General features: G+C 42.7%; 18 protein-coding genes. 11 read left to right on the top strand and 7 right to left on the bottom strand.

Features of this window, described 5'->3' with window-relative positions; all coding sequences use genetic code 11:
• Nucleotides 1–96: 96 nt before the first annotated feature.
• A complete protein-coding gene (lepB, locus tag WFY05_RS20205; protein WP_340114745.1) occupies nt 97–1,443 on the bottom strand; it encodes a signal peptidase I in 1,347 nt (448 codons plus the stop codon).
• An 11-nt stretch (nt 1,444–1,454) separates the two neighbouring features.
• Nucleotides 1,455–2,171 (bottom strand): 4-hydroxy-tetrahydrodipicolinate reductase, encoded by a 717-nt coding sequence (gene dapB, locus WFY05_RS20200; protein ID WP_340114744.1) that lies wholly within the window; start codon nt 2,169–2,171, stop codon nt 1,455–1,457.
• A 200-nt stretch (nt 2,172–2,371) separates the two neighbouring features.
• Between dapB and WFY05_RS20195 the strand changes: the two genes are divergently transcribed.
• The 4 genes from WFY05_RS20195 (at nt 2,372) to WFY05_RS20180 (ending at nt 7,643) form a co-directional block, all read left to right on the top strand.
• Entirely contained in the window at nt 2,372–3,205 is an 834-nt protein-coding gene (locus WFY05_RS20195; protein ID WP_340114743.1) for an HAD-IIB family hydrolase, read from the top strand.
• A gap of 59 nt (nt 3,206–3,264) precedes the next feature.
• Nucleotides 3,265–6,066 (top strand): M16 family metallopeptidase, encoded by a 2,802-nt coding sequence (locus tag WFY05_RS20190; protein ID WP_340114742.1) that lies wholly within the window; start codon nt 3,265–3,267, stop codon nt 6,064–6,066.
• A gap of 93 nt (nt 6,067–6,159) precedes the next feature.
• Nucleotides 6,160–6,771: a hypothetical protein gene (locus tag WFY05_RS20185; protein WP_340114741.1), complete on the top strand. Its 612-nt coding sequence runs from the start codon at nt 6,160–6,162 to the stop codon at nt 6,769–6,771.
• Nucleotides 6,768–7,643, top strand: coding sequence for a glycosyltransferase family protein (locus WFY05_RS20180; protein WP_340114740.1), 876 nt, complete (start codon nt 6,768–6,770; stop codon nt 7,641–7,643). Before WFY05_RS20185 ends, WFY05_RS20180 begins: the two co-directional genes overlap by 4 nt.
• Before the next feature lie 43 nt (nt 7,644–7,686).
• Here the strand turns inward: WFY05_RS20180 and WFY05_RS20175 are convergent, their stop codons facing one another.
• Both WFY05_RS20175 and WFY05_RS20170 read right to left on the bottom strand, forming a co-directional pair.
• On the bottom strand, nt 7,687–8,412 hold the full coding sequence (locus WFY05_RS20175; protein ID WP_340114739.1) for a nucleotidyltransferase family protein: 726 nt from the start codon (nt 8,410–8,412) through the stop codon (nt 7,687–7,689).
• 36 nt (nt 8,413–8,448) lie between these two features.
• Nucleotides 8,449–8,892 carry a DUF4293 domain-containing protein gene (locus tag WFY05_RS20170; RefSeq protein WP_340114738.1) on the bottom strand — a complete coding sequence of 148 codons (444 nt, stop codon included), beginning with the start codon at nt 8,890–8,892 and terminating at the stop codon, nt 8,449–8,451.
• A gap of 180 nt (nt 8,893–9,072) precedes the next feature.
• Between WFY05_RS20170 and WFY05_RS20165 the strand changes: the two genes are divergently transcribed.
• From WFY05_RS20165 to WFY05_RS20150, 4 genes are all read left to right on the top strand, one after another.
• Nucleotides 9,073–11,805 carry a 2-oxoglutarate dehydrogenase E1 component gene (locus tag WFY05_RS20165; RefSeq protein ID WP_340114737.1) on the top strand — a complete coding sequence of 911 codons (2,733 nt, stop codon included), beginning with the start codon at nt 9,073–9,075 and terminating at the stop codon, nt 11,803–11,805.
• Between the two features lie 48 nt (nt 11,806–11,853).
• A complete protein-coding gene (gene odhB / locus WFY05_RS20160; protein WP_340114736.1) occupies nt 11,854–13,110 on the top strand; it encodes a 2-oxoglutarate dehydrogenase complex dihydrolipoyllysine-residue succinyltransferase in 1,257 nt (418 codons plus the stop codon).
• Between the two features lie 190 nt (nt 13,111–13,300).
• On the top strand, nt 13,301–14,524 hold the full coding sequence (locus WFY05_RS20155) for a transaldolase family protein (RefSeq protein WP_340114735.1): 1,224 nt from the start codon (nt 13,301–13,303) through the stop codon (nt 14,522–14,524).
• Between the two features lie 185 nt (nt 14,525–14,709).
• Nucleotides 14,710–15,048: a cupin domain-containing protein gene (locus WFY05_RS20150; protein WP_340114734.1), complete on the top strand. Its 339-nt coding sequence runs from the start codon at nt 14,710–14,712 to the stop codon at nt 15,046–15,048.
• Between the two features lie 235 nt (nt 15,049–15,283).
• Here the strand turns inward: WFY05_RS20150 and WFY05_RS20145 are convergent, their stop codons facing one another.
• The gene (locus WFY05_RS20145; RefSeq protein ID WP_340114733.1) at nt 15,284–16,087 is read right to left on the bottom strand and encodes a phosphatase PAP2 family protein; all 804 of its coding nucleotides are present in this window, start codon (nt 16,085–16,087) and stop codon (nt 15,284–15,286) included.
• Between the two features lie 123 nt (nt 16,088–16,210).
• Here WFY05_RS20145 and WFY05_RS20140 point away from each other — a divergent pair, with 123 nt between their 5' ends.
• The 3 genes from WFY05_RS20140 to ilvC all read left to right on the top strand — a co-directional run bounded on the left by WFY05_RS20140 (nt 16,211) and on the right by ilvC (nt 19,534).
• The gene (locus WFY05_RS20140) at nt 16,211–16,864 is read left to right on the top strand and encodes a porin family protein (RefSeq protein WP_340114732.1); all 654 of its coding nucleotides are present in this window, start codon (nt 16,211–16,213) and stop codon (nt 16,862–16,864) included.
• Between the two features lie 13 nt (nt 16,865–16,877).
• Nucleotides 16,878–17,756 (top strand): helix-turn-helix domain-containing protein, encoded by an 879-nt coding sequence (locus tag WFY05_RS20135; RefSeq protein WP_340114731.1) that lies wholly within the window; start codon nt 16,878–16,880, stop codon nt 17,754–17,756.
• A 302-nt stretch (nt 17,757–18,058) separates the two neighbouring features.
• Nucleotides 18,059–19,534 (top strand): ketol-acid reductoisomerase, encoded by a 1,476-nt coding sequence (ilvC, locus tag WFY05_RS20130; RefSeq protein ID WP_340114730.1) that lies wholly within the window; start codon nt 18,059–18,061, stop codon nt 19,532–19,534.
• Between the two features lie 158 nt (nt 19,535–19,692).
• On the opposite strand, the gene WFY05_RS20125 is transcribed toward ilvC, so the two are convergent.
• Entirely contained in the window at nt 19,693–20,706 is a 1,014-nt protein-coding gene (locus WFY05_RS20125; protein WP_340114729.1) for a tRNA dihydrouridine synthase, read from the bottom strand.
• Between the two features lie 73 nt (nt 20,707–20,779).
• Nucleotides 20,780–21,826, bottom strand: coding sequence for an oxygen-dependent tRNA uridine(34) hydroxylase TrhO (trhO, locus tag WFY05_RS20120; protein WP_340114728.1), 1,047 nt, complete (start codon nt 21,824–21,826; stop codon nt 20,780–20,782).
• Nucleotides 21,827–21,899: the final 73 nt, after the last annotated feature.

Below are 21,899 nucleotides of genomic sequence, written 5' to 3'. Positions count from 1 at the left end.
AATATAAGTAAAGGATAACAGTTGCCTATTATCCTTTAAACGAATATCTTATGAGCCAATTGTGAAGCCGGCTCTTTTTCTTTCTTATTGTGCCGTTTATTTTACTGTGCTGAACATTCTCCTGAGGCGAATATTTGCCGGGAAACCTTTGTCTTTATCCAGCGACAGCCATATAAATTTTGCTTTACCAACAACGTGGTCCTCGGGAACAAATCCCCAGTAGCGCGAGTCGGCTGAATTGTGGCGGTTATCGCCCATCATCCAGTAGTAATCCATTTTAAAGGTGTAAGTGGTGGCCACTTCTCCGTTAATCTTAATTACATCGCCATTCACTTCCAGGTCGTTTTGCTCGTATACATCGATGATACGTTTGTACAGCGGCAGATTATCAACGTCAAGATCGATGGAAACTCCTTTTGCCGGTATTGTAATCGGTCCGAAATTATCAACGTTCCACTGGTAGCGTTTATCCGATGGAAAGATATCGGGTTCCCATTGTCCGGGTTCTTCCAGGATTTTAGTTACCGATTCAACATTGGCAAAAGCACGTAATTTCTCCGCTGCATCGTCGGTTAATGGCAGCATGTATCGTTCACTTGAGTATGTGCCGTTTCTTCGATCGGCCTCTGAAATATGCAATTTGTCCAGAGCCTTCGGATTAATTGATGTTCCGCTGGTTTGTATCAGGTAGTTGTATTGCATTCCGTCGAAATGTTTCTGTGGTTCATCATTCACATAAACCTGGCCTTTCTTAATTTCAATTTTATCTCCCGCAATACCAATACAGCGCTTAATGTAGTTTTCGCGTTTGTCTATCGGACGAGAAATGATATCTCCGAAATTCCGTTTGTCCGTCCAAACCCTGTTTCTGCCGTAATGCCGCACCATTTGATAATAGCTTTGCGTGGGCATTCCCAGTGCAACAGTATCTCCTTCAGGAAAATGGAATACCACCACATCGTTGTTTTTTACATCACCAAAACCGGCCAGGCGGTGGTATGGTCTTTCAATGGCTTCAGAATATGATTTTCCGCCGATGATCGGCATGGTGTTATGAACGAACGGAAACGAGAGGGGAGTGTTGGGTGTTTTTGGTCCGTAAGCCGTTTTGCTTACAAACAGGTAATCGCCGACAAGCATCGATTTTTCCATCGAAGAAGTGGGAATGGTGTATGCTTCAATAAAGAACATACGGATAAAAGTCGCTGCGATCACTGCAAAAATGATGGCGTCGACCCATTCCACAACCTTGGTTTGTTTTCCGTTTGGCGGATTTTTCTTTTTCCAGAATGCCCAGTGAACTTTCTCGGTAATGTAGATGTCGAAAATTATGGCAAGTCCCAGAAACCATAGGTAGCTTCCTAGCCAGATCACCCACAAGGCATAAAGTGTTCCAACGGTGATGAACTTGAACCACTTGTTTGTAATTATAGAACGTATCATTTACTCTGATTTTATAAATTAAGTAAGTCTTTCATGGTAAGAATACCCTTATTCTCTGCACTGAATTCGGCGGCCAAAACTGCCCCGAATGCAAAGCCTTTCCGGCTTTTTGCACTATGGGTAATTTCAATGTAATCCACTTCCGATTCGTACTTTACTGTATGTATTCCCGGAACCTGTCCTTCGCGTTCCGATGTAATATTGAGTTCGTTGCTTGCAGGTACTTTGTCGTTAACCCATTTGTTTTTTGTTGGCGAAACATTTAGGATATCTTCTGCCAGGCTGATTGCTGTTCCGCTCGGTGCGTCGAGTTTTTGTGTGTGGTGAACTTCAGTCATTTCCACATCGTACTCACTTCGGTCTGACATTAGAGCCGCCAATTTCCGGTTTAGTTCAAAAAACAGGTTAACGCCAACCGAAAAGTTACTGGCGTAAAAAAAGGTGCCGTTTTTTGATTCACAATTTTCATACACTTCTTCTTTCCTGTCGAGCCAGCCTGTTGTTCCGCTAACCACTGGTATACCGGCCTCAAAACATAACTTATAATTATCGATTGCTGAAGCAGGAATGGTAAATTCGATGGCTACATCGCATTTTTTCAGATTGTCGGCAGTAAGATCCGACTGGTTGTCTACATCAATTTTCAAGCTTATTTCGTGGCCCCGGTCGAGTGCGATTTTTTCAATTTCTTTTCCCATTCGGCCGTAACCAATCAGTGCTATCTTCATCTGTTTTTTTATTCTATCCTAATTAAAAATAAGCCACAAAGATATAATAATACACAAATCTATAAACCTTGCTTTCAAACTTAAAAAGATTTCGATGAACGCATTTTTTAGCCCGACAAACAGGTTCATCAGAATTTTGCATGACTTTGATTTAATGTGGTGCTTATTTGTATATTTTTACAGTTGAGAAAAGGCACACAATGAGAGACGTAAAACTGGTTGCAACAGATTTGGATGGTACTTTTCTTCGAAACGATCGTACCATCAGCAAAGCCAATTTAAGGGCATTGGAACGGCTTGGCGAACGAAATATTATTCGTGTAGCCGCTACGGGTCGCAATCTAAAAAAAGTAAAAGATGTGCTGAATACGGATATACCGTTTGATTATATTGTGTTTTCGTCTGGTGCGGGAGTTTACAACTGGCAAAAACAGGAACATATTTACAGTCAGAACATTGTTGCTGATTCGGCACGTAAGTTGCTGAATTTTTTTGTGGATCAGCAGCTGAACTTCCATGCTTTTTATCCGGTTCCCGACAATCACAAACATTTTTACTTCAGAGGCGCGGAACTCTGCGAAGAGTTCGAACGTTATTTCGAGTTCAACAAAGCGCATGCTACGGAACTTGAAGAGCATACGCTGCCCAGCGGTGAACTGTGCCAGTTTTTGGTCATCCTGCAAGAAAATGAAGAGCGTTTCCGAAACTTAAAGGCAGCTATTGAAGCGCTTTGCCCCGAGATTCGTGTGATAAGAGCTTCATCGCCGTTAACAAAAGGTTACATCTGGCTCGAAATTTTTCACCGCTCGGTTTCAAAAGGAAACGGTGTTCTGGAAATATGCCGACGCAATGGAATTCACGCCGATCAAACCTTAGGTGTAGGGAATGATTACAACGACTTTGATTTGCTCGAAACTACCCGGCATTCGTTTCTAACCGATAATTCGCCCGATAAGATAAAACACCGATATCCGCTGGTCCCCAGTAACGAACAAGATGCTTTTGCCGTCTCGGTAAAGCCATTATTAGAATAATTTGTAACTTTCAATCAAATTTCAGACACATTAGTTAAATTCAATTGAAACATATTAAAATGAAATTCCTATTAAGTACATTTCTGATGTTGAGTGTCCTGATCCTGGCCGCTCAACCCAATTTAAGTTTAAGTGATAAACTTCCGGAAGATCCGGCAGTGAGCAAGGGCGTTCTCGATAACGGAATGACCTATTATGTGCGGGCCAACGATGAGCCCGAAAACCGTGCCGAGCTAATGCTGGTTGTTAAAGCAGGTTCGGTTGACGAAGACGACGACCAGCAAGGACTGGCGCATTTTTGCGAGCACATGTCGTTTAATGGCACCAAAAATTTCCCAAAACACGAATTGATCAATTATTTTGAATCGATCGGAATGGAATTTGGGCCGGAAATAAACGCTTACACCAGTTTTGACCAAACCGTTTATATGTTGAAAGTTCCGCTCGACGAGGCGGAATACATGGAAAAAGGCCTTCAGGTTTTATACGACTGGGCTTGCCAGAATACAGATTCGGATGAAGAGATTAATGCCGAAAGAGGCGTTATTTTGGAAGAAGAGCGAATGGGACGAGGTGCCAATGATCGTATGATGAAAGAGTGGTTGCCTGTATTTTTAAAAGATTCAAAATATGCTAATCGTTTGCCAATCGGGAAAGTTGATGTACTTGAAAATTTCGAGCCATCGGTTTTAAGACGTTACCGGAACGACTGGTACAGACCCGATCTGCAGGCATTGATTGTTGTTGGTGATTTTGATCAGCAGGAGATGGTGGCAAAGGTAAAAGAAAAGTTTTCTTCCATTCCCACTCCTTCAAATGAACGTACGAAAGAGTATTTTGATATACCGGGACATCCAGAAACTTTGGTGAGTATTAATACCGATGAAGAAGCTCAATATCCGATTGCCTACGTTTATTATAAGCACGATTTGGAAAAGTCGAAAACCATTGCCGATTATCGAAAGCAAATTGTGGAGAACCTGTATATGGGGATGATTAATAATCGTTTGTCGGAGAAAACGCAACAAGCCGATCCACCTTTCTTGCTTGGACAATCGGCTTATTCCCATCAGTTCGGACCTTTAAGTACTTATATGTCAGTAGCCGTTACTCAGGGTGATAAAATTAGTACCGGATTGAAGGAAGTATTGCTGGAAAACGAGCGTGTAAAGAAATTTGGTTTTACCGAAACTGAGCTGGAACGTCAAAAAACGGCAGTGCTGAATAATATGGAAAAGGCCTATAATGAGCGGAACAATACCAAATCGATCAGTTACGCCAACGAGTATCAGCGTAATTTCCTGCTCACCGAGGAGCCTTTCCCGGGCATGGAAAATGAATACACCTATTACAAGGAGTTTGTTCCTGGAATAACTGTCGATGAGGTCAATCAACTGGCCAAAGAATGGGTCACCAAAGAAAATCGTGTGGTAATTATCACCGCTCCTGAAAACGAAAAAACTATTGTTCCAACAGAAGATGAAGTTTTAGCCTTGCTCGATGACGTTGAAAACACCGAAGTTGAACCATATATTGATGCGGTTGCCAACGTACCTTTATTGGCAGATGAACCTTATGGCAGCAAAGTTTCTGCAGAAAAATCGTTGGATAAAGTAGATGCCGTAGAATGGAAACTGGAGAACGGTGCCACGGTAGTGGTGAAAACCACCGATTTCAAAGACGATGAAATCCTGCTCAACGCCTGGAGTTTGGGAGGTAGTTCCCTTTATCCGAACAGCGATGTATTATCTGTTGGTTTTACCACCGATGTAATGTCACAAAGTGGTATTGCCGATTTCGATGAGATCACCTTAAATAAAATGCTTTCCGATAAGGTGTTTAGCCTCTCTCCGTACATTGGCGAGTTGCGCGAAGGTTTTAATGGATCATCGTCGGTGAAAGACGTTGAGACTATGTTGCAAATGTTGTACATGTATTTTACCGAGCCCCGTTTCGACGACGTGAGTTTCCAGTCGCTGATGAAACAATACGCTACCATTCTCGAAAACAAGTCAACATCGCCTGAAGCCAATTTCAGAGATACCTTAAATGTGGTTTTGTCGAATTATAACGAACGCGAAAAACCAATGTCGGTCGATCGTTTGAGTGAAATTTCTTTCGACCGCATCAAACAAGTTGGCAAGGAACGTTTCAAAAATGCTTCCGACTTTAAATTCTTCTTTGTTGGAAACATCGATTTGGAAATTTTCAAGCCATTGGTTGAGAAATACATTGGGGGAATTCCGACACTCGATAAGCAGGAAGAATGGGTTAATCTGGGTATCGAAAAACCGGATGGAGTAATAAATAAAGTAGTACACAAAGGTCAGGAAGATAAAAGCATACAATACATTGTTTTCCATGGCGATCTCGATTATAACGCACAAAACAAAGTACAGCTCGATGCACTCGGCCGCATACTTACGACCCGACTGCTCGAAGTGATTCGCGAAGATAAAGGAAGTGTTTACTCCATTGGTGCGAGCCCGTCAACATCGAAATTTCCGGAAGCTGAATACACGTTAGCAATTTCTTACGGAACTTCACCCGACAAACTGGATGAATTGAAAACGGCAATTTTTGAGATCATTCAGGAATATGCCAATAATGGTCCTTCACAGGAAGAATTGGATAAGGCCAAAGAAAAAATGCTGCGCGAACGTGAATTGGCGCTGCGCGAAAACCGCTTTTGGATGAACATACTAAGCAGTACGTATTACATCAAAAACGGCGATTTCTCACAATTCGGAACGTATAACGATTTGGTGGAAAACCTGAGTGTAAAAAGTACGAAAAAAGCATTTAAAGACTATTTTGATTTCGATAATGTGATCAGTGTTGCACTGGCGCCCGCCGAGTAGGTGAATATCGACAACAGGAAAGCCGGAGTTTGTTAATGCTCCGGCTTTTTTTATGCCTTAAAAATTATAATTTAGGTGCTTCAAATCTATTGTATGAAAATCTACTCACCATTATTTGTTGTATTACGAGTTCTCGTTTACGGCGCGCTTTTGTACGGCATGGCTCAGGGCATTTTTTTCGACGCTGCTTTTCCGCAGGAGGAAGGTTATTTTGGCGAACTGACCTTTACCGAAATCACACAGGAAACTTTGCTTTTCATTCTTTTTGTTGCCTACATTTTCATCGGTTACAGGTGGAAAGAAATACGCGTGGTGAGTAATTTTGTATCCCTGTTTTTTCTGATGGCATTTATCCGCGAATTCAATTTTCTTGTCGACAAATGGATCTTTCCGGTGCTGGTTGTTCTTGTCATTTTGGTGTTGCTCTTTATCCGCGATTTCAAGAAAATAAAACAGTCGTGTATCGAATTTTTTCGAAATCCGGCATCGCACTGGTTCCTGGCGGGGCTGTTGGTTACTCTGGTGTTCAGCCGATTGTTCGGGCGCTCGAAATTCTGGCGCCTGCTTTATCACGACGAAAGTTACCGGCTGGCAAAAGCCGCAACCGAAGAAGGAATTGAACTTTTGGGCGACACGCTCATGTTGATTTCGGCCATCGAGTTTTTCCTGTATTTTATGGTGGAGAAGAAAACTAAAAAATCATGAAAGTTTGCGGATTTACTTTTATTCGGAATGCCGTAAAATTTGATTTCCCGGTGGTGGAAGCCATTTCATCGGTATTGCCACTTTGCGATCATTTTGTGGTAGCAGTCGGAGAATCGGATGATAATACCCGCGAGTTGATTGAAGCTGTTGCTCCCGAAAAAATATCGATTGTTGATACCATTTGGAACGAGGATTTGAAAGAAGGTGGTCGTGTGTATGCCGACGAAACGAATAAAGCACTCGACGCTGTGCCCGACGAATACGACTGGTGTTTTTACATTCAGGGCGATGAGGTACTCCATGAAAAGTACCTGCCGGTGGTGAAGCAAGCCATGGCTGAAAACCTGGAGCGAAAAGCGGTGGAAGGACTGCTTTTTGATTACCGTCACTTTTATGGTTCATACGATTTTGTGGGCGACTGCCGCCACTGGTACCGTAAAGAGATTCGCGTGATACGAAACGACAAGTCGATCAGGTCGTACAAAGATGCACAGGGATTTCGAAAAGCAGGGCAGAAGTTAAAAGTCGTTCAGGTAGCCGCCGAAATCTATCACTATGGCTGGGTGCGGCATCCGCGCGAAATGCAGCAAAAAGTGGAGGCGGTAAAGGAGTTTTACAGCGGTATTTCGGAAGAACAGGCTGCCAACAAAGCACTGGAAGAATTTGATTACGCGGCCGAATACGATGCACTGACGCGTTTCGAAGGAAGTCATCCCAAAATTATGCAGCAACGCATCAAGCGCTTAAACTGGAACTTTCAGCCCGACTTGAAAAAAGTAAACATGAAACTGAAATACCGGCTCTTATACTGGATTGAAAAACGTACGGGGGTACGACTTTTTGAATACCGGAATTACAGATTGACTGAATGAGGGATTGAAGGACTGAAAACTGCGACTGAATACTGAACACTGATTACTGAACACTAAACCTTTTCCTCGCTGCTTTAAGTTCTGCCGGTTTTCCCACATCCATCCACAGATCCGATGCATCGAAATAACCTTTTATTGTCTTGGTTTTTGCCAGTTCCAGGTACCAGTCGGTGATGGAAAAACGATCTTCCGAAGGGAATAACTCAAATATTTCAGGTTGAACGATTTGAATCCCGCTGAAAGCCAGTTCTTTAGATTGTTCAAACACATCCGGTCTGGAAATTTTGGTTTCGCCGCTTGATTTATTCAGCCAGCCCGAAAGTTTCATCTCCTCGTCGAATTTCAGGTAGCGGCTTGTCTCCCGGTCTCTGACTACCAGAGTAGCCAGGGCACTACTTTCGAGATGCGATTGGTACAAAAGCCGCAGATTTAAGCTACTCAGGATATCGACATTGTAGATGAGAATGGCTTCTTTTCCGGAGAACAGCGGTGCAGCTTTTTTTAGTCCGCCTCCTGTTTCGAGCAAGCGGCCCGATTCATCCGAAACCTGCACATCAACTCCCCAGCTGTGTCCTTTTATAAAACCTGTTAACAGTTCCGCGTAATGATGCACATTCACCACTATTTTTGAAGCTCCGGCATTTACCAGCTTTTCGATGGCATGCTGAATCAAAGGCTTTCTGCCCACATCAACCAGCGCTTTGGGTTTATCAGCGGTTTCACCTTCCAGGCGGGTACCAAGTCCGGCAGCAAAAATCATGGCTTCCATCTCGTCGGATTTTGATGCTTTTAAAGGATTGAAATTCTATCGGATACGATTCAGGCTTCTGATTAGTGCTTCATCTTTTCCGATGGCACGAATGGCGAGCCAATCAAGAATAACAGCAATGAGCGGAAAAGCAACAGGAATTTTGAATGCAACTTTTGCACCTTCGAAACCGGCATAAGTAAAGTAAAAGAACATGCCGAACAGCCCGATTAAAAGGATAATGGTAAATACCAGGATCCGGATTTGAAGAACTCTTTTCTTAAAAAGAAAAATAATGACGAAGTGCAGTAAAGTGATCAGCCCAATGAAAAGTATAATGGGCAAGCCGTCAAAAACAACTTCTTCGCTTTTAAAAATACCTTTGGCAAAAAATTGCATCAATTCGCTGTTTACCGACAAGTCGGCAAGCTTAAATTTAAAAAGGGTTGCTGTCAGTAAACCTGCAAGCAAAATATAAACGGTTTGAATTCGCTGTAACATCGTTGTAATTTTTGAGCAAAAATAGCCAATCCAATTCTTTCTCAAAATCAAATATGACGCTGATTAGAAAAAAAGCGAATAAACCGCTATTTTAGCCCTAAAAAGTAAAGTTTCGGCTAAACAATAAAAACCAAGCATTGTTTTTCTGAATATCAATCAAATGTTAATTGAAAATCAACAATGGATAAATTTTCTTCTGTGGGAAATCAGGAATTAGAGGCGGTTGAGGACCTTTACCGATCGTATTTGGAAGATCCGAATTCGGTGGACAAGAGCTGGCAGCATTTTTTTGAAGGCTTCGAACTGGCACGCAAAAATTATCCTGAAAAACCTTCCGCAGTTAAACTCGATAATATTGACAAGGAATTTGCCATCCTTAATCTGATACATGGTTACCGTCAACGTGGTCACCTTTTTACCAAAACCAATCCGGTGCGTGCACGACGCAGATACCTGCCAACACTGGCACTTGATAATTTTGGTCTTGAGAAGAAAGATCTTGAAACTACTTTCCAGGCGGGAAACGAAATTGGAATAGGTCCTGCTAAATTAAAAGACATAGTTGCCCATCTCGAACAGACTTATTGCGAATCGGTGGGTGTGGAATACGTATACATGCGCCATCCGGAAGTAGTGCAGTGGCTTCGCGAAAAGATGGAGAGCACCAAAAACACGGGTACTTATTCTGACGAGAAGCGCAAACACTTTTTTTATCACCTGAAACTGGCGGTAGGTTTCGAGAACTTCATTCATAAAAAGTTTGTTGGTCAAAAACGTTTTTCGCTTGAAGGTGCTGAAGCTTTGATCCCGGCACTTGATTCGGTGATCGAACGTGGATCGGAACTTGGTATTGAAGAGTTCGTTTTGGGAATGGCACACCGTGGTCGACTCAACGTACTGGCAAACATTCTTGAAAAACCTTACGAGAATATTTTCAAGGAGTTTTACGGAAAACAGTTTGAAGACGATATTGCCCAGGGTGATGTAAAATACCATTTGGGCTACGAGAACGAAGTAACTACCGATTTTGATAAGCGAGTGAAACTAAAGTTGTTGCCCAACCCGTCGCACCTTGAAACGGTTGCCCCGATTGTCGAAGGGATGGTACGCTCGCAAATTGAAGCCGCTTATGGCGGAGATTACGAAAAAGCTGCGGCCATCATTATTCATGGCGACGCAGCCATTGCGGCGCAGGGAGTAGTGTATGAAACCATCCAAATGTCGCAGCTTCCGGGTTATAAAACCGGTGGAACCATTCACCTTGTCATTAACAACCAGGTTGGATTCACAACGCCGTATCTCGAAGCACGTTCGAGTACTTATTGTACCGACGTGGCGAAAGTAACCCGTTCTCCTGTTTTCCACGTGAATGGCGACGATGTGGAAGCGCTGGTTTATACCATTAAGTTGGCCATGGAGTTCCGTCAGAAATTTCATACTGATGTGTTCATCGACATCTTGTGTTACCGGAAATACGGGCACAACGAAGGTGATGAACCGCGTTTTACACAACCCATGTTGTACAAGGCCATTTCGAAGCATAAAAATCCGCGCGATATTTACGCCGACAAGCTGGATAAACTAGGGGTGATGTCGCTTGAAGAATCGAGGAATAAAGTAAAAGAATTCGACCAGTTTCTGGCGGAGAAATACACTGCTTCTGAGAAAATCGATAAACTGAAGATCCGACAATTCCTGATCAAGGAATACGAAGCCTACAAGATGCCTTTAGAGGGAATGTTCAATGAAGCCGTTCATACCGGCGTTGATATTGAAACGATCAAAACGATTGCTGAAAATATGAATACCCTGCCTGAAGAACTGCCTTTCTTCAAAAAGGTGGATCGAATTATTTCTGATCGTAAAATGATGATTCACGATGATCGTTTGGATTGGGCAATGGGCGAGTTACTTGCCTACGGAACTTTGGTATCAGAAGGTCATCCGGTGCGTGTAAGTGGGCAGGACAGTGAACGAGGTACTTTTGCTCACCGTCATGCAGCCTTCATCATCGAGGGAACGGAAGACAAATATTGTCCCTTGAAGCATATATCTGAAAATCAGGCATCGTTTAATGTCTACAACTCATTGTTGTCGGAATACGGTGTAATGGGATTCGAATATGGTTATGCACTGGCACAACCTAACGGATTAACGATTTGGGAGGCCCAGTTTGGCGATTTCTTCAACGTAGCCCAGGTAATTATCGATCAATACATTACATCGGCCCTGGAAAAGTGGGGACTGATGAACGGATTGACGTTATTCCTTCCGCACGGTTACGAAGGACAGGGACCGGAACATTCGAGTGGACGAATTGAGAGGTTTCTCGAATTGTCGACCAAAAACAATATGCAGGTGGTTGTTCCGACCACGCCTGCCAATATGTTTCATTTATTACGCCGACAGGTGAAAATGAATACTCGCTTACCACTGGTGGTGTTTACGCCTAAAAGTTTGCTGCGTCATCCGATGGTTACTTCCACCCTTAAAGAACTATCCGAAGGAGGTTTCCAAAAGGTAATTGATGATTCTACTGCCGAACCTGATTTGGTTGAAAAGGTGGTTTTTTGCAGCGGCCGCTTGTATTACGATCTTGCAAAACACAAAACCGAAAATGGGATCAGTAACATCGCCCTGGTTCGAATAGAGCAGTTAAATCCTGTTCCTGCCGAACTTATTGATGGTATCGTAAAAAGATACACCAAAGCAGATGAGTTGATCTGGGCACAGGACGAACCACAAAATATGGGAGCCTGGCCATTTCTCAGCCGAAGACTTGCAACGCTGGGATTAAAAGTGGTGGCCCGACCTGAAAGTGCCAGTCCGGCTGCAGGTTTAATGGAAATACACAAACAAAGTCTGGAAAAACTCATCCAAACGATCTTTCAGCAAAAGGAAGTTGCCGTTTAATGAGCTCCAATTAGTTAGATAATAAGCTATTAGCGAAAAAATAAAACCATGATCGTTGAAATTAAAGTTCCCAGTCCGGGAGAATCAATAACCGAAGTAGAAATAGGTACCTGGCTTGTTGAAGACGGAGCCGTTGTTAACAAAGATCAGGAAATTGCCGAGGTAGAATCGGATAAAGCCACCCTGACCATTGTGGCCAGTGAAGGTGGAAAAATTGAACAAAAAGCTTCAGAAGGTGAAGCCGTGGAAGTTGGGGCCGTAGTTTGCACTATTGATACCAGCGTGGCTCCGGAGCCGAAAAAGGAAAAGACAGATGAGAAGGAGAAGGCAGAGACAAAGGAAGAAGAAACAAAGAAAGAGGAAAAGAAAGAAGCTGCCCCGGCCAAAGAGTTAAAAGCATCGGAAGAATATGATAAAGTAAAGGTTACTTCGGTAGCTAAAGAGATGCTGAAAGAGCATAATCTTTCGGTTGACGATGTGATCAGTGGCCTGAAGCGCCTTGGTAAAAAAGAGGTGGAAGCTGCCATGGGTGCCCCGAAATCAGCCGAATCGTTTGTGCCTAAAAAAGAAGCCAGCCGTGATGAGGATCGCGAGCGGATGACGAGTTTGCGCAGGAAACTGAGTGCCCGCCTGGTCTCGGTAAAAAACGAAACCGCCATGTTGACCACTTTCAACGAGATCGACATGAGTTTTGTAATGGACATGCGCAAAAAGTACCAGCAGCAGTTCATCGACAAGCATGGTTTTAAACTTGGCTTTATGTCGTTCTTTACTAAAGCTGTTGCCGTGGCTGCCGAATTTCACCCGATGGTTAATGCACAGATTGATGGCGACGAAATCGTTCAGCCTCAATTTGTTGATGTGGGTATTGCCGTTTCAACGCCAAAAGGATTGATGGTGCCGATTGTGCGCAATGCCGAAAGTAAATCGGTGCCTGAAATTGAACTTGAAATAAAAGAGCTGGCCGAAAAAGCACGTAACAAAAAAATATCGGTGGAAGAATTAACAGGAGGAACATTCACCATTACTAATGGTGGTGTGTTTGGTTCGCTACTTTCAACGCCGATCATCAATCCGCCGCAATCGGCAATTCTGGGGATGCACAACATTGTTGAACGTCCTGTTGCTGTCGACGGGCAGGTAGTTATTCGCCCAATGATGTACGTGGCACTTTCATACGATCACCGCATCATCGATGGTAAAGATTCGGTGGGCTTCCTGGTAAAAGTCAAGGAAATGATTGAAAATCCGGAACGTATGTTTACCAACGGGAAAAATGCCGGTGAGTTGTTGCTTGGAATCTGATAAACATTCATTGTTAAAATATGCTGAACCGTTTCTTCATTCGAGGGAACGGTTCTTTTTTTGCGGTGGTTGTTCGGCTGGAGCTTCTCCGGAAACGGCAATGAAATATTTCGTGTTGTAAAATAATCCCTTCTTTCTTGGAGTAGCTTTGCGAATTCAGTAAATTCAAGAGAAATTAAAAACAGGCAATATGAACGATTCGTTGAAACAAAAGATCAAAACATTTATACTGGATGGGATTAATGAAGCAAAAGTGGCTGCTGTGCCCGATCCTTTTTGGCAGGGACTCCGGGATGTTGGCACCGAATTGTGGCTGGATACCGGTGACATGGAAGAGGCTGAAAAAAACTGGTCGGCTGAAATGACCGCTTTAACAACCAACAACACATTGGTAAACAAAGAAATACAGAAAGGTATTTACGACGATTTTATTGAGGAGGCCAGGGCCATTGTGAGCGAGTTGCCGCTGGAAGAACAGATTGTTGAGATCGCTTTTATTTTGAATGCCCGGCATGGAATGCGGCTGGCGAAGAAGTTTGGAGGATTTGTTAGCGTAGAATTGCACACCAACACAGCCCACAACTTCGATGCGATTGTTGATTACGGCCTGCGTTACCACGATATCAATCCCGATCAGTTTATCGTAAAAGTTCCGTACACTGCAGTTGGTCTGATCGGAGCCCGTCGTTTGCGAGAACTGGGGGTAAAAATTAATTTTACGCTCGAATTTTCGGCGCGGCAAAATGTGATGGTAGCTGCCATTACCAAACCAAATTACTGCAATGTTTTTCTGGGTAGAATTGGTGCATATATAAAAGATAACGGACTTGGAAATGGCGATGGCGCAGGTGAACGGACCGTAATTTCGAGCCAGCGTTTTGTTACCGAATTAACAGAAAAGAATGCCGTTCCTACTAAATTAATTGCAGCCAGTTTACGTAATTACGATCAATTAGATGCACTGGCCGGAACCGATGTTTTTACCATGCCAACGAAGGTTGCAGCCGGTGGAAAACAGAACCTCGATGGTAAGTTTGCTTCAAAACTTGGTGTGGTTTATCCCGTCGATCTTACCGATGAAGCTGTTGTATACGGCCCCGAAAAATTATGGGATGTAACTGACGGTGAAGTGGCACTCGCTAAAAGTCTGGATAAGAATTGCCCGAAATCAGGTAACGAACTCATCGACCGTGTTCATCAGGCCGGGTGTGGCGATATGTTTCCATACCTCAGCGAACGCGATCTGAAATTTATTTCCGATGACGGAAAGATTCCGAATCACGAACGATGGGCAAAACGTATTGAAAATGGAGAGTTGGCCATCGATACACTGTTGAACCTGGCTGGACTGGCCAGTTTTACTGCCGATCAGGCAGAGCTCGACGAGCGTATTCGAAGCATAATTGCCAAATAAAGTGCACTTAGATTTTATTTTACTTTTCCGTCATTCCGTCCGTCAGTTGACGGATTGGAATCTTTTTAGTGTTATAAGATGCTGAAACAAGTTCTCCCAAAGGGATCACGATGCGGAGCATGACGTGATAGAGTGAAAATATTCAGCAATAAACATTTTTTCTATTTTAGCCAAAAACAACAAATATGTCGATTCTGAAATTTGACGAAGTTCCCTACGAAGTGGTCAACGAACGCGTTAAACGCAAACTTATTCACACAGATAATTTGATGACGGTAATTGTAGATTTTGAAGGCGGTCCATGGCCTAATGCTGATCCACCACATAACCATCCACACGAACAAACCAGTTATATTGCCGAAGGCGAGGTGATGTTTTTTTGTGAAGGAGAACCTGATCGGCATCTGAAAACGGGAGATATGTTCGCTGTTCAACCTTATAAAATGCACAGCATTAAGTTACTCAGCAAAACTGCCCGCCTGGTCGACAGTTTTAATCCGATTAGGGAAGATTTTTTGAAGTAGGGGAAAGGATAAGGAACAGGAGTAGGCGGAGGCGAAGGAGGAAGAGACCAGTGTTCAGCGTTCAGAGTTCAATATCGTAGAGTGAATATTTACTTTTCAAGTTATCTTTAAAGATTGGCAATAAAAGTCCCCTTTAGGGGATTTAGGGGTAATGTAAAGGTTGATTTTCTACCTCACGAATACTATCTGCAATCATAAATCGTTAATCATCATTCATAATATCAAAAGCTAATAGCTAAAAGTTATATACCAGTGTCAACCCCTTTTGCTGGCCGACAGAAAACGGAAAAATATCAAAGTGTTTAATGTGTTCCCAGTCCCATTTATACTGGTGAGTGAGATAAACCAATTCAGTTGAAAGCATGCCAATTCCTGCACCGGCCAGCACATCCGAAGCCCAGTGTGCACCTTTGGCAATTCGCATTAACCCAACCGTTGCAGCACACGAATAAGCACCAACACTGTACCAGATGCTTTGCTCGCCATATTCGTGATGCATAATCTGCGCAAAAGCAAATACCACCGACGTATGCCCTGAAGGAAAAGAATGCTGTCCTCCGTTTGGGCGTTCCTCATTTACAGCTTTTTTCAGACTGTACACAAGCAAATCATTCAGGATGAAACTCTTTAATGAAATAGCTGTAAGGTTGCCAAAATTATTTTCCCCTTTAATGCCTATCGCATTGAGCGAATAAACAGCTGCCAGCGGAGCAAAACGCAGATAATCGTCGGCACCTCCTTCGTAATGGAAATTGTCCTGCACCCAGTCGTTGAATTGGTATTTGGAATCGGAAAAATGAAGGGCAGTTCCACCGGCAATCAACACTGTCGGTGCTATGTAAGGTTTAAATCCCCGCTTTCTGTCTGCATATTTAAAGTTTAGGACATGAATTGAATCATTATGAAACAACTCCGCTTTTTTGAGCACAGTGCTAAATTCGCCTCCTGAGAATTTAAGGGGTTCGCCCGCACGACTTGATCCACAGACGATAATTAAACTTGCAATTAAAAGAAGAAGAATTCCGGTTTCACGTTTCATTCTTCAAAAATATAAAAATCATACTAAGCCATTCGTCGTATTGTTAGATACGGGAAGATAAGTCTGGGCCAACTTTTACAAATTATCACTATATTGGCGCAACAACTATAAACATAACCAACAATGCAAATCCAATTCAAGCTGTTAACCAGTCTCATTTTATTATTTATTTCAGGAACCATTTACGCACAAAGCCTTTCAATAGTGGGAGGTGGTAATTACACCAGTGTCGAAGTAACTTCTGCCAGATCAGATACCTATAGTAGTAAAATTGGCTTCCATGCAGGAGCTTATCTCGACTATGTTCTCAAAAAAGACAAAAGTAACGAACTTGTAATTGAAACTGGTTTGCTTTTCGATGCTAAAGGTGCCGTTCAGGAGTTATCGGGTGTAAATATCGAATACAATACGTCATTGTATTATGCCGATATTCCTTTGTACTTGAAATACCGTTACCGTTTTCGTTCGCTGAATAAAGTATATGTAGGAGTTGGTCCCTATGTAGGGATGGGACTTTTTGGTACTATTAAAGGAACAGGTGAAGATTATTCTGAAAAAGAAACAGTTCGATGGGGAAGCAGTACCGGTGATGATCATTTTAAACGTCTCGATTACGGGCTATCGGCCAGGGTTGGATTCTTATCAGTAGGAGGGCTGGATTTCGCGGTATCTTATGATTACGGCCTTCCCAACATTTCTTCACTGAACGACAATGACGAAATGAAAAGCCGTATGATACGATTATCGGTAGGCTACCACTTTAGTTTGGTGGATTGATGTCGTTTCCCTGATGAAAAAAGCTGAGAACATACCGGTATACAGCCTTCGCAGTTTTAGTAGTAGCGATCGCGAAAGCCAGCAGTTTCAGGTTGAAGTTTTCGATGCCAACCGGCATTTTGCAGTGAAGTATCCGCATCGTCACGATTTTTTCGAGGTGTTGTACCTTGCACGTGGCTCGGGTTTTCATGTTATAGATGGTAATAAGTATGAGATTAAACCGCCGTGTGTGTTTTTTATGTCGCCCGGGCAGGCTCATAAAATCGAGTTTTCCCATGATATCGAAGGTTTCATTTTTATTTTTACACCCGAATTTTATTTGATCGATTACAACAATCCCAACCGGCTGATCGAGTTCCCTTTCTTTTTTACGATCCGGCAGGATAATCCACCGCTTGTGCTTGAGAATAAAGAGGATGTAGAATTTCTGGAAAGTCTTTTTATGAGTGGAATTGCGGAAGTTCAGAAAGATGTCGACTTATCTATTGGTTTCCTGCATTCGCTGCTTGATTTGATTCTTACCTACTGCGCGTCGCGTTACAAGGGCGAAGAAAATGTGCTGAGCGGGAAAGGTCATATGGTAGTTAAACAGTTCTATCAGAAGGTGGAGGAAAATTACGAGAAAAATCTGAGTGTGGCCCAGTATGCCGACCTGATGGCGATCACGCCAAATCATCTCACCCAAATAGTGACCCGGCTCACCGGAAAGACCTCGTCACAAATCATAAAAGCCAAACAAATACTCGAGATAAAGCGCTTGCTGGTGCATACCAACCTGAGTGTAACCGAAATTGCTACTCAACTTAATTTTCCCGACCAGAGTTATTTTGCCAAATTCTTTAAACGCGAAACCGGTATTTCTCCGCTTCGTTACCGTTCGAAATCGGTGTAGTCCTTTTAAAATTACTTATCGAAGATTATTTTAACACCTTGAATTACAGTTTTTTTTTGTACTACAGGTAATATTTTATTAAAGTAGAATCCATGAAAATTACCTAAAAATCATGTAATTTTACAATTCATTTAATCAGGAATTTTGTTGCTTTGTATTTGATGAAATTACAATTTCAACAAATAACTTTTTTTGAACGTCATCCTGTCTGTCAGCTGACGGAATCAGGATCTGTCAAATTAGATTCCGAAACAAGTTCGGAATGACGAATACATGTTTTAACTTTTTAAACAATATATCAGATGGCAAATTATTTTAATTCTCTCCCCTTGCGACTTCAACTCGAACAACTGGGGAAATGCGATTTTATGGAAGAAGCTGAATTCGCAAATGGTGTTGAAAAACTGAAAGGAAAACAAATAGTAGTGCTGGGGTGTGGTGCCCAGGGATTGAACCAGGGACTTAACCTGCGCGACAGTGGTTTGAACGTAGCGTATGCTTTGCGTCAGGAAGCGATCGACCAAAAACGAGCTTCTTTTGTAAATGCTACTTCTAACGGTTTTGAAGTAGGTACTTTTGAGGAATTGGTCCCAAAAGCTGATTTGGTACTGAACCTTACACCCGATAAACAACACTCTCCGGTAGTAAACAAAGTGGTACCACTGATGAAAAAAGAGGCTTGCCTGGCTTATTCGCACGGTTTTAATATTGTAGAAGAAGGCATGCAGGTTCGCGACGATATCACCGTAATCATGGTGGCTCCAAAATCTCCGGGATCGGAAGTTCGTGCTGAATATGAACGTGGTTTTGGTGTGCCTACTTTAATTGCCGTTCACCGCGAAAATGACCCGAATGGTGACGGGCTTGAAATCGCAAAAGCTTATGCTGCCGGAACAGGTGGTCATAAAGCCGGAGTTCTGCATTCGTCGTTTATTGCCGAGGTAAAATCGGATTTGATGGGTGAGCAGACCATTCTTTGCGGATTGCTGCAAACAGGATCTATCCTGAGTTTCGATAAAATGGTGGAAAAAGGAATCGATGCCGGATATGCGTCAAAACTGGTTCAGTACGGTTGGGAAACCATCACCGAGGCGCTGAAACTGGGTGGCATAACACATATGATGGATCGTTTGTCAAATCCTGCAAAAGTTGAAGCATACAAACTGGCTGCTGAAATGAAAAAAATTATGCGTCCTTTGTTCGAAAAGCACATGGATGATATTATGAGCGGAGAGTTTTCATCGACCATGATGGAAGACTGGAAAAATGATGACGAAAAACTACTGGGATGGAGAGCTGCTACCGGCGAAACAGCCTTTGAGAAAACTCCTGCCAGTGATGTAGAGATCAGCGAACAGGAATATTTTGATAACGGAACATTGATGGTAGCTTTTGTGAAATCAGGTGTTGAACTGGCTTTTGAAGTGATGACGGAATCAGGCATCAAAGAAGAGTCGGCCTATTACGAATCGTTACACGAAACGCCGCTGATTGCAAATACCATTGCCCGTAAAAAACTATACGAAATGAACCGTACCATTTCGGATACTGCCGAGTATGGTTGTTATTTGTTCGATCATGCATGTAAACCTTTGCTAGCTGATTTTATGAAGAAGATCGATACCAATGTAATTGGCAAAAACTTTAACGAAGGAAAAGACGGACACGTTGATAATAAAGAACTGATCGATATTAATGACGAAGTTCGTTATCACGATGTGGAGATTATCGGAGCTGAGTTGCGTGAAGCAATGGGAGCGATGAAATCCATCATTTAGAAGATGCTGTAAAAACAGACTTTATATAAATACTCTTTAGGCCTGCTCCATTTTTTAGGAGTGGGCTTTTTTATCTGGCAGTTTCCCGAAATTCAATAGTTAATTAAAGTTCTAAGTTTTCATACTCACGCTGATCCCGAGCACTCGGGATGATTGTTTTATTTGAAATAGGAGTAAACCTCCTCGTAGTTTTTTACCTCCATCAAATCGGCGCGCATTTTTGCTGCTCCCGGGAAACTGTTCAGGTAAATTTTATAGAAACGTTTCAGGATATTGAAATTCTTGTTAGGGCTCCAGGTTTGTTCGAATAAACGCGTGTGTTCGAGCAATTTTTCAATCCGGTCTTCCATCGAAATATCGGTTTTATCAGGATCGTAAAACCAGGGATTGTGAAAGATGCCACGACCTACCATAACACCATCAACTCCGGTATGCTTTATACGTTCGAGCCCTTGTTTATACGACAGAACATCGCCGTTGCCATGGAATGGAATGTGCGGTTTCAGGCTGTTTTTAAGCTGAACAGCCTTGGCAATCTCTTCCCAACTGGCCTCTCCTTCCGACTGCATACGTTGCGTACGACCATGCAATATTATGGCTGCCGGATCAACCTCCAGTAAATTGGCGATCCAGTTCTCAGTGATGTGTTCTTTTATTCCGGTGCGTGTTTTAACACTTACGGGCAACGAAGTTCCTTCTTTGGTGGCCAGTACAATTTCTTTGGCTCGTTCCGGTTCGCCAATCAATGCACTACAGGCACCAATTTTAAATACCTTTTTTACCGGGCAGCCCATGTTGATATCGATGCCGTCGAAATCGTAGTTTTCGGTGATGTATTTGGCAATGTTGTGGTAAATTTCCGGATCACGTCCCCAGATTTGGGCGACAATTTTAATGTTGAGTTTTCGAAGAAGTTCGCGTTCAGAATCATTAACGATCAGCCGTTCTGAAACCCGCTCACGACCAACCGGGTGATTCATCCCTTCAACCGAAGTGAATTCGGTAAACACCACATGCAATTTACCCGGAGCCGACATGCCCATCACGATCTCGCGAAAAACCGTATCGGTGACATCCTCCATAGGAGCCAGGGAAAAAACAGGGCCATTAAATGTTGTCCAGAAATTATTCATTGCGGTGCAAAAATAGGAATTGTCGGGAAATACCGTCATCCTGAACCTGGTTCAGGATCTTTTTAGGATTCAGAAACATCCCGATACTTATCGAGACGCAATGACAATCTGGTTAAATTTGACTTAGCTTGGTTTTCTCCTGCTCAGCCTTAATAAGCGAGAGGCTTTTACGGTATTTACGGCTGTTGCCAAATACAATTCGTTCTTTTTCCGATCGGCCGGTTCCGTTTACTTTTTCTTCGGCACATTCGGGAGTACAACAGCCGTAGTATTGTTCGGCGCAATCGGCACACTGTATAAACAGAATATGACAACCCCGGTTATCACAGTTAGTATGCGAATCGCAAGGTTTGCCGCACTGGTGACATTTCGAAATAACCTCGCCATTTACACTTTCGCCCAAACGCTCATCGAAAACAAAATTCTTACCAATGAACTTAGAATCCAGACCTTCAGCTTTTATCTGGCGCGCATATTCCAGTACTCCGCCGTGCAGCTGATTCACATCTTCAAATCCTTTGTGTTTCAGGTAGGCGCTGGCTTTTTCACAACGGATTCCACCGGTACAGTATAGCAGAACTTTTTTATCTTTCTTATCTTCGAGCAGGTCGGTAACAATTTCCAGTTCCTCACGGAATGTATCAGCTTCTGGGCAAATTGCATCTTCAAAATGACCGATCTCGCTTTCGTAATAATTACGCATATCCACCACTACAGTGTTTTCCTGCCCGATGTAATTATGAAATTCAACTCCGCTTAAATGTTTTCCAACGTTGGTAACGTCGTAAGTTCCGTCATCCAATCCATCAGCCACAAGTTTTGGTCGAACTTTAATGGTGAGTTTATAAAATGATTTTCCATCGTCTTCTATGGCATATTTAACAGGAATGTCATTTAAAATCTCGTGTTTTTTCATTGTCTCCACAAAAGCTTCCCAATGGTGTTCGGGAACACTCATTTGTGCGTTAATGCCTTCACGGGCCACGTAAATTCGGCCAAAGCAGTCGAGCGGAAACCAGTCGCGAAACAATTCGTCGCGAAACGTTTGTGGATCGTCGAGAATATGATAACGATAGAATGAAATGGTACGTCGCTTAAAGGTTTCTTCTGAAAGCCTCTTTTTTAACTCTTCCTTATTTATCCGGTTGTATAAAAACATCTTACAGGCAATTTAAAAATGCGGGGCAAAAATACATAAATCGACAGAAAGAGCAAAAAAGAGGTTTTATTCT

The sequence above is a fragment of the Maribellus mangrovi genome, from assembly GCF_037646455.1.
GTDB lineage: Bacteria > Bacteroidota > Bacteroidia > Bacteroidales > Prolixibacteraceae > Draconibacterium > Draconibacterium mangrovi_A.
The sequence above is the reverse complement of the archived record's forward strand: the minus strand, read 5'-3'. Positions and strand labels throughout refer to the sequence as shown.

Coding starts and splice junctions, on each gene's coding strand:
- dapB (WP_340114744.1), bottom strand. CDS start 2,171: ATGAAGATAGCACTGATTGGTTACGGCCGAATGGGAAAAGAAATTGAA.
- lepB (WP_340114745.1), bottom strand. CDS start 1,443: ATGATACGTTCTATAATTACAAACAAGTGGTTCAAGTTCATCACCGTT.
- WFY05_RS20180 (WP_340114740.1), top strand. CDS start 6,768: ATGAAAGTTTGCGGATTTACTTTTATTCGGAATGCCGTAAAATTTGAT.
- WFY05_RS20155 (WP_340114735.1), top strand. CDS start 13,301: ATGAACGATTCGTTGAAACAAAAGATCAAAACATTTATACTGGATGGG.
- WFY05_RS20140 (WP_340114732.1), top strand. CDS start 16,211: ATGCAAATCCAATTCAAGCTGTTAACCAGTCTCATTTTATTATTTATT.
- ilvC (WP_340114730.1), top strand. CDS start 18,059: ATGGCAAATTATTTTAATTCTCTCCCCTTGCGACTTCAACTCGAACAA.
- WFY05_RS20125 (WP_340114729.1), bottom strand. CDS start 20,706: ATGACGGTATTTCCCGACAATTCCTATTTTTGCACCGCAATGAATAAT.
- WFY05_RS20135 (WP_340114731.1), top strand. CDS start 16,878: ATGAAAAAAGCTGAGAACATACCGGTATACAGCCTTCGCAGTTTTAGT.
- WFY05_RS20165 (WP_340114737.1), top strand. CDS start 9,073: ATGGATAAATTTTCTTCTGTGGGAAATCAGGAATTAGAGGCGGTTGAG.
- WFY05_RS20170 (WP_340114738.1), bottom strand. CDS start 8,892: ATGTTACAGCGAATTCAAACCGTTTATATTTTGCTTGCAGGTTTACTG.
- WFY05_RS20195 (WP_340114743.1), top strand. CDS start 2,372: ATGAGAGACGTAAAACTGGTTGCAACAGATTTGGATGGTACTTTTCTT.
- WFY05_RS20185 (WP_340114741.1), top strand. CDS start 6,160: ATGAAAATCTACTCACCATTATTTGTTGTATTACGAGTTCTCGTTTAC.
- WFY05_RS20175 (WP_340114739.1), bottom strand. CDS start 8,412: ATGGAAGCCATGATTTTTGCTGCCGGACTTGGTACCCGCCTGGAAGGT.
- WFY05_RS20190 (WP_340114742.1), top strand. CDS start 3,265: ATGAAATTCCTATTAAGTACATTTCTGATGTTGAGTGTCCTGATCCTG.
- WFY05_RS20150 (WP_340114734.1), top strand. CDS start 14,710: ATGTCGATTCTGAAATTTGACGAAGTTCCCTACGAAGTGGTCAACGAA.
- trhO (WP_340114728.1), bottom strand. CDS start 21,826: ATGTTTTTATACAACCGGATAAATAAGGAAGAGTTAAAAAAGAGGCTT.
- WFY05_RS20145 (WP_340114733.1), bottom strand. CDS start 16,087: ATGAAACGTGAAACCGGAATTCTTCTTCTTTTAATTGCAAGTTTAATT.
- odhB (WP_340114736.1), top strand. CDS start 11,854: ATGATCGTTGAAATTAAAGTTCCCAGTCCGGGAGAATCAATAACCGAA.